The following is a 15,122-nucleotide window of genomic DNA, read 5'->3' on the forward strand; positions in this document are numbered from 1 at the left end:
AGGTAGCGCCTCTCTAATGGGTCCGTTTCAAATGTTCGAAAACGGTCCTCGCCGCATTGCAAACGGCAGGAATCGACCAACCGTGAATGGGTAGCACCAACAAATTGAGTGGGATTTCGCGAAGCGCCCGCGCGACCTCGCTCCATTGGCTTACCACCGCTGGACGAAGTGCATCGATGCGGGCCGCTTGCCATCCGGTCGCATACGCCGACTCAACCCATAGAATGCCTGCCTGATGACCGTGGCCCAATGATTCGTGGATCGATCGCAGGGCAGTTGCATCATCGGAGGATCTTGCCAAAACCTTGGCCTGCTTCGTACAGAGTTGCTTCTCGACCGCAGACATCCAAGGGGATGTGCCTGCCATCACCAAGCGCTGCGGTCGCGACGCTGTTGATGGGGTTGATTCCTGAGCGGACAAGGGCGACGGCGAGGCTTGAAGCACTGCGGAAGCGTCCGGCTTGTTCTCGCGAACAATGACAATCCCTTTTTCACGGCACAGATCCTTCACCGCTGGGGTCAAAATCGCATGGAGAGGAATTCGAAGCGATGCGATCTCTCCCGTGCGGCCACGCAGTGACTCGGTGCTGATCACCGAATCCACAAGCACCAATTCCCGGTCGGCCGCGGCGGTACTCCCGGCGGTACTCGCAGCAACCGACGTAGACGCATCGCGTCCAGCCCAAGCCTGGAGGGCTTGGCGAACGAGCTTTTCTACATCGGTAGCAGTTGGTTTCACGGTGGAGGTTTGGATTCTGAAAATGGTTTGAAGGGAGTGACTGCGAAGCGTGCACTATTCGTCGAGTAGTCCGAGTACGGCCCAGCGAATGGGACTGTTCTCTACCGAAAACATCTCTTTTACGGCGCTCCCATCGCTGGTGAGCATCACCAATTCCCCCGCTCCTGCACCGAATCGATCCACCGCGACCAAGGGTGCACCATCCGGGGATTTGCCATCCGCCGTGAGGGGCTGGCAAATCAGAAGCTTGAGATTCTCAAGCGTCCGATGTTTGACGGTGGAGGTTGCGGTACCGAGGACGCGGGCTGCCTGCATCGCGAGAGTTTCCTACTTGGGGTTCCCGAGGATGAACAAATCGTCAATCAACGAGCAGCGGCGTTCGCGAGTGAACGTCAAAGGTGTCGTGACTCCTTCACCAGTTGGACCTGCGATGGAGAACGAAAGATATCCTTCTCCACCTAGCCCGAGAGCCGCCATGCAGGGTCCGTTCTTGACGAACAAGGTCGTGTCCATCGCCCTAGCCATCTTCGTCATGTTCGACACGTTGCGAGAATGGATGATGCTGGTATGTCGGTAGCCATGCTCGGACTCTTGCGCGAGCGCAACGGCTTCGTCGAAATCGCGGCAGCGAACGAAAGGAAGAAACGGCATCATTTGCTCGGTCTGAACAAACGGGTGATCTTTTGTCGTCTCTCCAAAGACCACCAACACGCTTGGATCGATCGACTTGCCAGCAGCAGCCGCTAATTTGTAGGCGTCTTGACCGAGCAACTCTTTCTTCGGAGCGAAGTGAACATCGCTTCCTTCCCCAACCTTGGTCAACGCTGCATGGGTCAGACGTTCGACTTCCGGTGCGTTGAGGCGAACCGCTCCTGCCCGCTCCATCGCAGACATCATGGCGTCGAATACCGAGGCCACCACGAAGACTTGCTTCTCCGCGATGCAAAGGAGGTTGTTGTCAAAAGAGGCGCCATCGATGATGCAACGGGCAGCGCGATCGAGGTCGGCTGTTTCATCCACAACCACAGGTGGGTTACCCGGGCCTGCCACAACCGCTCGCTTTCCGCTGTTGAGCGCGGCCCTTGCGACCGCCGGTCCACCCGTAACGCAGATCAACGCGACACTTCGGTGCTTGAACAACTGCTGTGCGGTCTCGAGCGTGGGCTCGCAGATCAACGAGATGAGGTTGTCGATCCCCAAATCGGCATGGATAGCCTGATTGAATCGACGCACCCCTTCGGCAGCAACTTTCTTTCCGCTTGGGTGCGGATTCACGACAACGGCGTTCCCTGACGCAATCATGCTGACAGCGTTGCCGGTGATCGTGGGAAGGGAGTGGGTGACCGGAGTGATCGCGCCGATGACGCCAAATGGAGCATGTTCGATGACGGCCAGACCGTGGTCACCGCTATAGCACTCGGTTTTGAGGAACTCGACGCCAGGAGTCTTCTCCCCCAACGTTTGCAATTTGGCGATCTTGTGCTCCAACCGGCCGATCTTGGTTTCGTTCATTTCCATCGTGCCGAGTTCCACCGAGTTCGCGATGGAGATTCGGCGGATGTGTTCGATGATCCGGCGACGGTGTTCGATGGGGCGATTGCGCAGTTCCTCGAAAGCCGCCCGGGCCGCGCGAACGGCATCGTCGACGTCGAGAAACAGTCCATAGCGACCGTAAGCCGATGATTGGCTCGCGGCCGGAGCGCTCGAGGTGGCAGTGCTCGAGGTTGCAGTGCTCGAGGTTGCAGTGGCAGCAACCGCGGAGGACTGCCGCACTTGGTTGATGACTTGCTCAACCACCGTACGAATAAGGGTCTCTGAAACTTGCATGGTTTATTGACGTTTGTAAACGTTGTTTTTCTCGATATGAACGGTGTCCACAATTCCGATGATCACACAATCAATCGGAAGTTTGTTTGTCTCCGGTGTGAATCGCGCGCTGCTTCCCTGCGTGATCAACACCATATCGCCGACTCCAGCTCCCAGCGTATCGACGGCAATGAAAGTCCGTCCGGTCGTTACCAGTTCGTTTCGAGCGCTGGGCTCCAATCGATACGGTTCGACGACGAGCAATTTTTGGCCAACCATCGTGTCCACCTTTTGAGTGGAAACAACAGAGCCTGTCACTTTAGCGACGAACATGGTTGATTCTCAGCTTGTGCTGGTAAAGGTTACTTTTGAATTGCCGCGACCGTTTGCCGGGCGACGACAATCTCTTCGTTGGTCGGAATGATCCACAACTGGACCTTGCCGAATCCGTCATCGATCCGTCTCTCGGGTGCACCTACTTGATTTTTCTCTGCGCTGAGGCGGATGCCAAAGTCGTCCAATCCCTCGCAAATGCTGGAGCGAATCCGTTGACCGTTCTCGCCGATTCCACCGGTGAAGACAATCGCATCGACGCCGCTCATGGCCATCATCATCCCACCCAACTGCCGCCGGATATCCGCTACGTAGACATCCAGAGCCAAACCAGCCTGTGCGTTGCCGCCATCTGCCGCTTGCTCTAAATCCCGAACGTCGCCCGACAGTCCGCCAGAAAGGCCCAACAATCCGGCTTGTGTCGCCAGCTTGTGGAGCAATTGGTCCAAACTTAGGCCTGTGTGCTCCATCATGAGAGGGAGTGCGAACGGATCCAAATCGCCAACTCGATTGTTCTGTGGCAATCCAGACTGTGGACTCATCCCCATCGTGGTGGCAACGCTTTTGCCCGCTCGAATGGCGCACAATGACGAGCTGCCTCCCAAGTGGCATGAGACGATTTTCGCATCCTTTCGACCCATCAGTTCCGCAGCCCGACCTGCGATATAACGATGGGATGCACCATGGAACCCCCACTTCCGAATAGGAAGGGCGGCGGCCAAATCGGCCGGAATGGCGTATCGTTTCCAAGCTTCTGGGATCGTTTGATGGAAGTCGGTCTCGAACGCCGCAACCAATGGAATCTTCGACATCGAAGCCAATTGCTTCATCGCAGCCATGTACGGAGGGTTGTGGGCAGGAGCCACCGAATTCATCTCGTCCATCGCCGACAAAACCGCATCGTCGATGCGAAATACCCCCGAGATTCGTCCGCCATGCACCGCCTTGAAACCGATCGCACTGATTTCGCTGGCATCTTGGATGCAGCCGTTTTGCGGATCGGTTAACTGAGCAATACATGCGTCCACGGCAACTCCGTGGTTGGGTACGCTTTGCGTCATTTCGGCTCGATGCGAACCGATCTCGACAAAGCAACGACTCTCGGGTGCACCGATACGTTCGACACCGCCACGAGCAAGCTGCCGCTCATCGGTCATGTCGTACAATCGGTACTTGAAACTTGTCGAACCTAAATTGGATACGAGAACCTTCATGGCTTTCCAGACACTCCGTTAACTAGGCTTACTTGAAGAATGCAGTCACAAGACCTTCAGCAGGTCGCGGAATAATATGGCTAGCGACCAATTCGCCCACTTGGGCGGCTGCCGCTGCGCCGGCTTCTACTGCCGCGCGAACGCTGCCGACGTCGCCACAGACAACGGTTGTCACATAGGCGCCACCGATATCGACTCGCTTCACAATATCGACGCTGGCCGCTTTGGCCATGGCATCGGTGGCTTCGATCAAAGCCAGCAGACCTTTGGTTTCAATCAATCCAATTGCATTTTGCATGTTGCTATCACTCGAGCTTGTAAGTTGTTTCGAAGTTTGTTGGGAATTCGATGTTCGCTTGCGGCTCCGCAAGCTCTTCGATTCGGCGGACATTATTCTGCAGAGCTGGAAGGTGCGTTGATCTTCAGCACTTTGTTCAAATCGTCATGGGGTCGTGCGATGACCTGCACGCTCATGACTTGACCGACGCGACCAGCCGCAGCTGCCCCGGCATCGGTGGCAGCTTTGACAGCCGCGACGTCGCCACTCACAAAAGCAGAAACAAGTCCGCTGCCGACTTTGTCCCAACCAAGGAACTTCACATTCGCCGCCTTCATCATCGCGTCGGTCGCTTCGACCAAGGCGATAAAGCCTTTGGTCTCGATCATACCGAGCGCTTCGTTGACCTTTGCCATTCGAATTCTCCAAAAAAAATAGGGAAACTAGACATAGAACCGGTTAGTGGTCCTGGCACTTGCAAGGACCTTGTTTTCGTAACTCGACCAAGGTGGCGTGATCCAAATCACACGCGTTCCCTTCGTCTGTATCGATATGCACCTCAAGCTTGGCCGCTTTGTCCTCGCGAACGAGCAGATCCTCAAAGACGACCGAACACTGAGGTGATTTCACAACGAGCGACATAAAGTCCCCGTTCTTCACTCCGTAATGAGCACAATCCGACGGCCCCATATGCACGTGACGAGCCGCCCGAATCACCCCTTCGGTGAGTTCGACGGCCCCAGCAGGCCCCACCAGTACGCAACCCGGGGTCCCGGCGATCTCGCCGCTATGACGGACCGGCGCGTCAATTCCGAGGGAGATCGCATCGGTGTACGCCAACTCGACTTGACTCGCTTTGCGCGTCGGGCCGAGAACGCGAACATTTGGAAGCATCCGACGGCGCGGCCCCACAATCATGACCTGCTCCGCCGCCGCATAAAATCCGTCTTGGTAAAGCCCCTTCTCGGGTGTCAGCTTCTTTCCTTTACCAAACAACTTCTCCACATGCTCGTCAGTCAAATGGACGTGACGCGCCGAAATGCTAACCACCAAATTCGGTTTGCTACCCGCGACCGCAACACCACCCAACGCTTGGGCGATGGCACTGCGAACCAGCGACTCAATGTGGGATGGATCGATATTCATTGCGCTTGCCATATGTAGTACGCTCTATGAAGCGGAATTCTTGCTAAAGGAAAGTCGTTCGGGAACGACGTTGGACGAGGATACTTGATTGCTGTCGCGAGCCTCCGACGACGGTTCCTCCGTGACGCTCGGTTCAGCCAGATGCAACACAACTTTGGATTCATTCGCAACCCGACGCCAGGAATCGGCCAGACTGTCGTCCGAAACCAATGTGTGCACCTGGGTCCAATCGCATAGCCGGGCTAAGCTGGATCGACCGAATTTGGTGCTGTCAGCGATGATCAATACCTGATCGGCGCACTGCATCATCATCCGCTCGGTCTCGACCAAAAGCATGTTGCTGTTGTAAAAGCCCTTGGGGTTGATCCCCGCGACACTAAGAAATGCCTTCTGTACATTCAACGATCGCAACATCTCATTGGCATAACTCCCCAACGTCACCCCGGTCTTGTGATGCACTGCCCCCCCGAGCAACACCAACTCGACCGTATCGCTGGATGCGAACAAATTGGCGACGGGCAAGGAGTTCGTGACAATCTGCAACGGTCGCCCCACCAACTGCCGAGCCAACTCGTAGGTCGTGCTTCCGCCATCGAGAAGGACTGTCTCGTGGTCCTCAATCAAAGAAGCCGCCGCAATGGCGATGGATCGCTTCTTTTCCCAAGTGCCCCCTTTGGAACCAAACTGCCGGACACTCGAACTCGGACCCGTGGAAAAAACACCTCCATGCGTCCGCTTGGCCTCCCCATTCTCCTCCAACGCCTCCAAATCCCTGCGGATCGTGGACTCGCTCACCTCAAACGCATCCCGCAAATCCGGAATCGACACGAAACCGTGCGTCCGCACCATCTCGAGAATCTTCTCTCGGCGGCTGAGCGATGCATTAGGGTGAGAGGAAACATTCATCCAGATGATAGTTTTCTGGCTTATTTGGAGAGGAGTCGCAGAACCACTCCTCCAATATGACCCAAATTGCCTATTCTGCAACGATCCGTGACAGGAGTTTGAGAGAAATCGGTCACAAAAAGGGGACATGCGGACGGTCAGCCGTCAAATCCGTCACCGGTGTGGGAAAAAAGCGAGCAGAGTGGGAGGATGGGAGAGAGCGCGAAACGGAGATCAGACCGACTCCTTAGCCGAGCCCGGTCAACGTCCCGGTGCTGGTTGCGAATTGGTCGGTTTCCATTCCGACGTTTTGTAGCAACGACACGAATAAATTCGGCAGCGGATAATTCTTCTTTTGATCAAACGCCAAATGTTGCCCGTGCCGGAATCCTCCGCCGGCGAGCAACACGGGCATATTGCGATTGTCATGGTTCGACGCGTTCCCAAGATTCGAGGTGAGTAGCACACTCGTGCTATCCAACAATCTCCCTCTCTGATCCTGCGTTTCCCGCAAGGTTCGTAGGAAATGCCCCCACTCCTCGACAATGGCCTGCTCGACGATCGCAAGCTGCGCGATCTTGGTCTCATCCATCCCGTGATGGCTCAAATTGTGATACCCCTCTTCCACCCCTGGAATAGGGACCACTCCCCCGGCGCCACCCAAGTGAAACGTGATGAATCGGGAAGAATCCGTTTCCAACGCCAACTTGATGACGTCGCACATCGTCCGCTGCTTGGCGATGACGTCGTTGGGGGACCCTATATCGACCGGTGGCTTCGCATCCACCTTGGGCTTCGGACGCTTGGTCCACTGCTCGGATTCCTGCATCCTTTTTTCCAAATCCCGGACGCTCGTAAAAAAGGCGTCCAAGCGATCTTGATCGCTCGTTCCCAACGTTCTCTGCAGATCCTTCGCATCCTCTCCGACCAAGTCCATGATCGATACCCCCTGCTGCAACCGCTTGGACTGCAATGCCCTGGCTGCAGGCGAATCGTCGACGAAAAGCCTCTCAAATACCCCCCTCGGGGAATTCATGGCAGGGATCATCGCCCCGCTTTCGGTATAGCAAGGACTATCGCTACCATTGGCCGAAAGGACCAACGATGGAAACCGGGTGGAATCGCCAAGATGCTTCGCCATGAGCTGGTCGATCGAAATGGTATTGCGAGAACGCCCCGAACTCCCTTGAGGAGATGCAGTCAAGATGCTGGCTTCGGCGCGATGCCCCCCTCCCACCCCCGGGTGCGAGGAACCGGAAATGATGGTCATGTCCCGTCGCAAGTCCTGCAGATTCTTGAGATACAAAGAAGGCTCGTAATCAAACCCTGCCTCCTCCGGCTTCCAATTGCTTTGGTGCAGCCCCAGCCCCAAAGTGATGGCGACAAATCGCTTTGGCGATCCGGAAGGCGAACTCGCAAAAGCTCGCTCCATCGCCGAAAGCCAAGGTAACGTCATCGCGATTCCCGCACCTCGCAACAAACGGCGACGGCTCAAGGGACGTTGGACAGCCCATGGGGCCCGGCCTGCTCTCACGGTATTCATTGCACCAACTCCCTCGCTTTAGTTTCTAAGAAAAAGGTCGCTCGCGACCACCGAATACAAAATAGATCGGATGCCGAACCGACTCGCTTGGCTCTCCTCGACAATCCGATCCAACCCTTCCCGATCCGCAAACAATACCGGCGCACCGGTCCCGTATACCACCAACTTCTCCGCCAAATTACGAGCCAACTTACGCGGATTCGAGGCGGCCAGTCGAGCGAATTCCGGTAAATCACGAAACGACTCTCCCGATGCGGTCGTATAGCTCGGATCGATCGCTGCCCCCGGCTTTACCTTCCCCTCTATCAACGCTGGATAACGCTCGCGCCAACGACCGGCGGCGTCGAAGTTCTCCAATGCAAATCCAGGCGGATCCATCTTCACATGGCACGACGCACAACTCGGATCGCTCCGATGCTTTTCCAACAACTCGCGAATCGTCGTCGCGCCTCGAACATCGGGCTCGATCGCTGGGATATTCTCGGGCGGAGGTGGTATCTGTTCTCCCAGAATACGATTGGCAACCCAAACACCTCGCAGCACAGGGGACGTGTTTGTTCCATTTGCCGTTACTTTCAATATCGAACCGTGGCTTAACAATCCGATGCGCCGATGATCGGGTTTCAATGCAACCCGTTCCACCTGATCGGTCAAATCGAAGGGAAGTTTGTAGAAACGAGCAAGCCGGCTGTTGAGGAAGGTCTCATCGGCCACCAAGAGATCCGCCATGGATCGATCCTTTGCCATCGCCTCCAACAATACCGACTGTGTTTCGTCCAACATCGAACTCTGCACTACGATGTCAAAGTCAGGATGCAGTTTCGTGTCGGGTTCGGTGAAATCGATTTGATTGAGTTCCAACCATTGATCCGCAAAGTCGAGTACAAATCGCCGTCCTCGGGAGGTGGACAACATCCGGTCCACCTGCCGGCGAATTTGTTCCTTCGTTCGCAACTCCTCCGCGTCCGCAGCTCGCATCAACTCGTCGTCTGGCATCGAATTCCAAAGGAAATAACTAAGTCGCGATGCGAGCGAATGAGAGTCCAAAGATCCGATAGGTTCAAGCAAATACAGGAACCGGGGCGAGCAAAGAATTGCACGATAACCGCTACGCAATGACTGAGCGAAATCGTCCGTCCGACGAAATTCCTCCTGCGCAAAGGTGATGTACTTCTGCAACTCCTCCTGCGAGGAAGGCTTGCGAAACGCTCGCCTCGCAAAGGCTGTGACAGCCGACGCTAAATGCGATTCTGGGTTTGGGGACTTCAGTGCAACCGCTGGTTCGGCAATCCCATTCCCCTTTTTCGATCGCGGTTCGGATTCGGTCTTCATCATTTCAATGGGTAGCGAATGGAGAAGCCGTCCGCGGATTTCCTGCTGACTCGGTCCTTGATGGACTCGCTCGAGCGTCAACCAATCCAACGCGATCCCCGCAACATTCTGCGATCCGCCTTCACCGTTAGACGCTTGCCCTCCCGCAAACTTCGCTTGCTTAAGGGTGCGATCGTTGGGGCGTATCTCGAACATATGCCCTTTCGGAAGCCAAGCAATGAACTCGACTACCTTTGGGGTCTCGGTCGCTTCAAAAGCTCCAGCCCAACCCAGCAACGGAGCGCTCGAAACACATTGCCCCGTCCGAACCGAACACCATACGCCATGCTTCGCAGGTGTATTGACCGAATGGACTTGAAATCGAATGCGATACCACCCTGCCGCCTTGGCTGTCGTCGCCGGTATCCGGCCGTAAAAGATCAGCTGCGAAGCCCACACGATGGCTTGATCGTCGATGCACTCTGGCTCCCGACATCGATCTCGCGTTCGAGTAAACTCCTGCGGGGTAAACTCCAGCTTCCAGTAATCGTCCTCCTGGTCCGATAGCCGGCGAAAGGCTTCATCGAGCGCCAGATCGACCACTTTCAAATGGCTCTCCAACTGGAAGTGGGACATGGACTGGCCTGCCGAGCTGGTCGTAAACTCACCCGTCTTCGGCTCGTCGGGCATCTCGGATGCCAAGGGAATGTCCACGCCAAGCAAATCATGGAGCGTCCTCTCCAATTGCAAATGGGTAAGCCGCCTGGCAGTCACGCGCCCAAGTCGCTCGTACTCTCTCTCTTGAAACGATCGAATTCGCTCGGACAGCCCTAACTCGAATTCCTTTTGTTCTGATGCGCTTGGCCTGGCCTCCTCTTTGGGAGGCATCTCCCCCGCTGCAACCCGATCGAGAATCCTTGTCCATCGCAAGGCATCTGCCGCGTCATGAAAATCGATGGACAATCCCTCTAAATCGAGCCCCGCTTCGGGGGACTCGGATGAATGGCATGCGGTGCAGTGCTGGGCTAAAAAGCTCGTCAACCGTTCGTCCGCTCGCGCGGGGATGGAAAAGCGAACGCTTAAAATCGCCAGCGTGGTGATCGACAGTGCGACGATCCGAACAATCCAAGCCACTGGGTGTCCGCCTGAGACTGGGTGTCCGCCTGAAAGAGAAGGGCCAAGCATTTTAGGTGGGAATCTTCCCCTGCAGGAAGGATAGGGTGGGAGGGCGGAATCCCCATTCTACACGAAATGGTACGCGAGGCTCTAAAGACTCTGAGACGAAGAAGGTGGCAGGTGCGGTTTCCCCTACCTCAAGGTCACGAATCGCAATACGAACGCATCGTCTGGAGTCGCTACGCCGCTCGCGGTTTGAAACTCCATTTTCCGACCGAAAACATACCCGACTTCGATGCTGCTGGCTCCATCGCCATGTGGGCTTCGCAATCCAAAGAGCAGGCGATAGTCTCGATATGTCAAAAGGTCCCCCTGGCCGTCCGGGAATTCAACATCCCAGGTTCCGCCCCCCAACCTGCCAGCTAGGTAAAACGTCCGCCCCGACCCAAGCGCTAGCTCGACTTGGGGTCTCGGAAATACGAGATCGAACCGCATGCTCGGATGCCGCTCCGAATGGCGGGAAATACCGACCACAGGCAAAATCTTGATATCGCCTCGATCCAAATAATCGACGCCAAAAACCCAATCGGTCTCAGGTGATACATGGAGCATCCCTACTGCATGCCCGGGAAACCGAACTCCGTCCCGAGCACTCCCCTCGAAATCACTGAATACCCCGACGCTCGCGGCGACATCGTAACTCCAGAAGTCATTCCACGCATCCCGTCGTTGGTATCCCAAACTGAAGTCGTACACGCGTGGCGGCGCATCTACGACGACAGGACCGGACAAAAGATGCATTCCAATCCCGGTCGAAATACCGCTCCGCTGCCCACTGGATTGATAGGGTGTTGATTCAAAGTCGATCCATCCCAACTCGTCGCCCGTACCAGGCAAGTAGCTGAACGTGCTCTCGTCCTGTCGATACTCCATATACCGGTGATGAGCAGCATGCCGAAGCCGCGGCAAAAAAATCTTGCTCGCCGGGTACCGTTCCCACGCTTGGCCAAAGTGCTCCGCAGAAGGAATCTCCAACTCATCATCCTGCCCCGTCGGCACATAGACCGACTCCATACTGGAATCGTCCTCCAAGTTGATAAGCTTCCCCACCGGGGTCTCGCGCCGATCTGGGAAGTCGATCCATCCAGACGGTTCCTGAAAAGAATACGGCTGCTCACCCGCAGTGGGTGAGTCGCTGTCGGCTAACCCTAGATCCTGCATCCCTTTCAGCGAAGGGACAGAGCAAACCATCGCGCAAGACGCCAAGCAGACCAAGCGGAAAAGCCGTAGGACCATCGGTTGGACTTGGGGAGAGCGGAACAAAGTGTCGTGAACCTTGCGTCTGAAAAATCCGGTAAGTCAACTTATCGGGATTATGGCGATTCCTCTGCAGCGAATCAGGTTGCATTTTCCAATCTGGAGCGATCGCTAGCACTTTAACAGACTCGGACTTGACCTTTCTCGAGCATGCGTATGATTCTTGGAGGTTCGATCGCAGTCCGGAACTATCAGATTCCGAAGAAGAAGAAAAGGTCGCTCCGTTTTCACTTGTCCTTACGCTGTCATTCGCGGGCCGTCGCCATGCCAATTTTGAAGCCTGAAGCTGATATCTGGCCGCTGGACTTGTTAGAACCCATCGAGCCAGTCGATTCCAACCCCGACGAGACGTGGTTCGCTCTCTACACCCTGGCTCGCTTCGAAAAGAAGCTGATGCGTCAACTGCTGGATGAGAACATCCCCTTCTTTGGCCCGACGATCGCGAGGCGGTACCGATCGCCCCAAGGTCGGCTTCGAACCAGTTTGGAGCCGCTTTTCCCCAACTACGTATTCATGCGAGGGGACAACGAGCAACGCTACCGAGCCGTTTGCACCGGTAGCGTGAGCCGTTGGATGGAAGTCTCGAACCCGAACGAGTTGGTGGAAGACCTTCGGCAAATCCGCAACTTGATCCTCACCGATGCGCCACTCGCCCCCGAAGTGCGCCTCCAACCTGGCCAAAAAGTTCGCGTCAAATCGGGCGTCTTCAAAGGATTCGAAGGGACGATCCTTCGCCGAGAGAACGAAGTACGCCTCTTGATCGGTGTCCGCTACATGGGACGAGGCGCCAGCGTCGCCCTCGACGATTGCCAGCTCGAGCCTCTTTAAAATGCGCTCGCATCGCCCGGCCAGCCAAATCCAGCCGGCCGACAAATCCCTCTGCTCTATCGAAACAACGAGGCGGGATCGGCTGCCCAAAGCTTGCGTACAGCAAGCAGCCCGCTGAAGGTACACATCACAAAGGTAAGGAAAAAGACCAACGCGATGCGTCCGGTCGTTAATCGCATTACCAATCCAGTCCATTCAGAAAGGCCGTAGTAAAGGAGCCAACTGGCGATCCAACCCGGAAAGAAGCCAAACAGACTGAGGTAAAAGGATTGCGCTAAGATGAACCGCAAAAAGTAGTTGGAACCATAGCCCATCGCTTTCAGGGTTGCGAACTCCGCCAAATGATCGCTGATATCGGTGAAGAGGATTTGGTAGCAGATGATGACACCTACCACGAGCCCCATGACGGTTCCGATAGAAAAGATCGCTCCGATAGGGGTGTTGCGAGCCCAAAATCCGATCTCGCGCGCAATCAGTTCACTCTTGGTCATGATCTGCACTCCCTGACCGACCAACGGAGTCAACTCCTCGCGCGCCGCTTGGATCGACGCTCGATCGCGATTCCTCAGCTTGACCAATCCTAAATCCGCAGCGGATAGGGGAGGCGAGAATCCATTGCGGGTCGGAAAAAAATGAGCGACACCTCGCTCGGAAAGCAGAATCGTGCCGTCGTACACAAAATCGGTGCCGACCTCTACCCAGTCCATCATGCGAGCTTGTTTTCCCGATAGCTCAACCTCTTGCTGCTGAAGCTTCTGCAAGTCCCTTTTCTCGAAGCCGTATTTTCGTTTGCTCTTTCGGTCAACCAAGATCTGGTCGGGCTGGACGAGAAGGGCACATTTCTCATTCATCGTCGGATCGATGAAGATCGGAGCCCCTGTTGGAACACCAATGGCGCGAATCGAGCGCGCCCCAAATCCCATCACTCTTATCTCGGAGACAGCTCGATCGATATAGATAGGATGCACGCTCTCGACACGCGGATTCGGTTGAATTCGGTCCAAAATCTTCACATCGAACCGCTGCTCGCTCGGTACGGTATACCGCGCGGGACTGAGCAGGATGAGATCCGCATCCAGAAGGCGCACCACTTGGACGGCGCTGTCAAACAACCCGTTGAGAAATCCAATCTGCATGAACATCAGCAGAACAGCAAACCCGATTCCCGAGGCACCAAGCGTCAACTTCGGAAGACTCGAGGTCGTGTTCAGCCAAGCCAAAGGCGTTCGCATACCGTTTGTTTCAATTCTTTTCCGATGGTACCGTTGCAGGATGTCGAGTATCAACCAGACTTTACCTTCTCGCCCCCCTCCTTGTCTATTTGCATCTCCCTGTCTACTTGCATCTCCGTTTCGTATCGTTCGCTTTAGAATATGCCATCCTCCTCTGATTCCGACCTGGCTTTCCCCCAATCCTCGCAAATGGACCAATCCAGTCCGAGCAAGGTCCCGGAGCCTTGGATTGGTCTCGATATCGGGGGCGCAAATATCAAGGGTGCACACACCTGCGAGTGGGCTAAAAGCCTTTCGTTTCCACTCTGGAAACATCCACATGCCCTGGGGGCTGCCCTTGCGCAATTGCTTGAAGATGCCCCCCCTTTCTCCGGGATAGCCCTCACGATGACCGGCGAGTTGGCGGACTGTTTCCCCACTCGAGCCATCGGCGTCGCCAGCATCCTGGAACAAACAACCTCCATCCTCCCCGCGAGTATGGTGAAGGTGTATGGCGTCCAAGGAAACTGGTATACCGTTTCCCAAGCCGCGCGGGACCCATGGATGGTCGCTGCGTCCAACTGGCATGCCCTCGCCCGCTTCGTGGGTCAGTCGACTCCTCCACGTTACAGTTTGATGGTGGATATCGGTTCGACAACCACTGATCTGATACCGCTTCGCAATGGCCGATTGACTATCGACGCTTGCACGGATTCACAACGGCTTCAATGCGGAGCCTTGGTCTATACGGGTATAGAGCGATCCAACGTGAGCGCCATCTCACCGCGACTTCCCCTCTACGGAAAATGGTGCCCGACAATCAACGAATGCTTTGCGAGCGCGAGGGATGTCCATCTCTGGTTGGGAGATCTACCGGACGCCCCCGACGACAGCGAAACCGCAGATGGTCGTCCCGCGACTCGCGAAGGTGCTCGCTATCGATTGGCTCGCCTCGTAGGGGAAGATGGATCCACCCTTGCCGATAGCGATATCGATGCGATTGCCTCCCAAGCACGACAGGATCAAGTGGCCTTGATCGCAAGAGGGATGCAGCAAATCATCCAATTCGAAGCGAGCCAGTTCTCCGCGCCCACCAAGAAATCCAGAGGGTCCACATCCAAAGAGAACGAGAAGAGCCGAGTTACCAACGCTGCGACGGAGCAGGACGAAAATCCCCAAAAGCCGTCGCCACCGCAGCAACCCGAGCAAATAATCGTCTGCGGCCACGGCGGATTCCTGATCGAAGACGCCTTACGGTTTCTCAAATGGGACGTCGAACGAATCGATTGGACGCGAGCATACAGCGGCGACATCTCTCGGTGCGGCCCCGCATTCGCCGTCGCGATGCTAGCCCAGCAAAGCGATCTTATCCACGGAACCTAGATCGGCGCAAAAA

At 55.8% G+C, this 15,122-nt stretch carries 15 protein-coding genes; 2 read left to right on the plus strand and 13 right to left on the minus strand.

All coding sequences use genetic code 11. The features are described 5' to 3' along the window. Positions 1-13 precede the first annotated feature (13 nt). From SH467x_RS03390 to SH467x_RS03445, 12 genes are all read right to left on the minus strand, one after another. Positions 14-739: a hypothetical protein gene (locus SH467x_RS03390; RefSeq protein WP_482369885.1), complete on the minus strand. Its 726-nt coding sequence runs from the start codon at positions 737-739 to the stop codon at positions 14-16. A 54-nt stretch (positions 740-793) separates the two neighbouring features. Continuing rightward, complete coding sequence (locus tag SH467x_RS03395; protein WP_482369886.1) at positions 794-1,054, minus strand: EutN/CcmL family microcompartment protein; 261 nt, start codon at positions 1,052-1,054, stop codon at positions 794-796. 12 nt (positions 1,055-1,066) lie between these two features. Next, positions 1,067-2,566 carry an aldehyde dehydrogenase family protein gene (locus tag SH467x_RS03400; RefSeq protein ID WP_482369887.1) on the minus strand — a complete coding sequence of 500 codons (1,500 nt, stop codon included), beginning with the start codon at positions 2,564-2,566 and terminating at the stop codon, positions 1,067-1,069. A gap of 3 nt (positions 2,567-2,569) precedes the next feature. Then, on the minus strand, positions 2,570-2,878 hold the full coding sequence (locus tag SH467x_RS03405; RefSeq protein WP_146676164.1) for a EutN/CcmL family microcompartment protein: 309 nt from the start codon (positions 2,876-2,878) through the stop codon (positions 2,570-2,572). Between the two features lie 29 nt (positions 2,879-2,907). Then, positions 2,908-4,092: an acetate/propionate family kinase gene (locus tag SH467x_RS03410; protein WP_482369888.1), complete on the minus strand. Its 1,185-nt coding sequence runs from the start codon at positions 4,090-4,092 to the stop codon at positions 2,908-2,910. Between the two features lie 28 nt (positions 4,093-4,120). Further along, positions 4,121-4,390: a BMC domain-containing protein gene (locus SH467x_RS03415; RefSeq protein ID WP_482369889.1), complete on the minus strand. Its 270-nt coding sequence runs from the start codon at positions 4,388-4,390 to the stop codon at positions 4,121-4,123. Positions 4,391-4,482: 92 nt separating this feature from the next. Next, positions 4,483-4,785, minus strand: coding sequence for a BMC domain-containing protein (locus SH467x_RS03420; protein ID WP_482369890.1), 303 nt, complete (start codon positions 4,783-4,785; stop codon positions 4,483-4,485). 43 nt (positions 4,786-4,828) lie between these two features. After that, on the minus strand, positions 4,829-5,515 hold the full coding sequence (gene pduL, locus SH467x_RS03425; RefSeq protein ID WP_482369891.1) for a phosphate propanoyltransferase: 687 nt from the start codon (positions 5,513-5,515) through the stop codon (positions 4,829-4,831). A gap of 24 nt (positions 5,516-5,539) precedes the next feature. Next, positions 5,540-6,421 (minus strand): DeoR/GlpR family DNA-binding transcription regulator, encoded by an 882-nt coding sequence (locus SH467x_RS03430; RefSeq protein ID WP_482369892.1) that lies wholly within the window; start codon positions 6,419-6,421, stop codon positions 5,540-5,542. A 226-nt stretch (positions 6,422-6,647) separates the two neighbouring features. Further along, positions 6,648-7,943, minus strand: a complete 1,296-nt coding sequence (locus SH467x_RS03435) for a DUF1552 domain-containing protein (protein ID WP_482369893.1) — start codon at positions 7,941-7,943, stop codon at positions 6,648-6,650. 18 nt (positions 7,944-7,961) lie between these two features. Further along, positions 7,962-10,388 (minus strand): DUF1592 domain-containing protein, encoded by a 2,427-nt coding sequence (locus tag SH467x_RS03440; protein ID WP_482369894.1) that lies wholly within the window; start codon positions 10,386-10,388, stop codon positions 7,962-7,964. Between the two features lie 174 nt (positions 10,389-10,562). Next, positions 10,563-11,666: a hypothetical protein gene (locus SH467x_RS03445; protein WP_482369895.1), complete on the minus strand. Its 1,104-nt coding sequence runs from the start codon at positions 11,664-11,666 to the stop codon at positions 10,563-10,565. Between the two features lie 285 nt (positions 11,667-11,951). Here SH467x_RS03445 and SH467x_RS03450 point away from each other — a divergent pair, with 285 nt between their 5' ends. Continuing rightward, on the plus strand, positions 11,952-12,515 hold the full coding sequence (locus SH467x_RS03450) for a transcription termination/antitermination NusG family protein (protein WP_482369896.1): 564 nt from the start codon (positions 11,952-11,954) through the stop codon (positions 12,513-12,515). Positions 12,516-12,571: 56 nt separating this feature from the next. On the opposite strand, the gene SH467x_RS03455 is transcribed toward SH467x_RS03450, so the two are convergent. Further along, positions 12,572-13,747, minus strand: coding sequence for an FtsX-like permease family protein (locus SH467x_RS03455; RefSeq protein WP_482369897.1), 1,176 nt, complete (start codon positions 13,745-13,747; stop codon positions 12,572-12,574). Between the two features lie 141 nt (positions 13,748-13,888). Between SH467x_RS03455 and SH467x_RS03460 the strand changes: the two genes are divergently transcribed. Next, complete coding sequence (locus SH467x_RS03460) at positions 13,889-15,109, plus strand: hydantoinase/oxoprolinase family protein (RefSeq protein WP_482369898.1); 1,221 nt, start codon at positions 13,889-13,891, stop codon at positions 15,107-15,109. The last annotated feature ends 13 nt before the right edge of the window (positions 15,110-15,122 follow it).

The sequence above is a fragment of the Brakhagea slesvicensis genome (assembly GCF_052161625.1).
In the GTDB taxonomy this organism is placed as follows: Bacteria; Planctomycetota; Planctomycetia; order Pirellulales; family Pirellulaceae; genus JBKCUI01.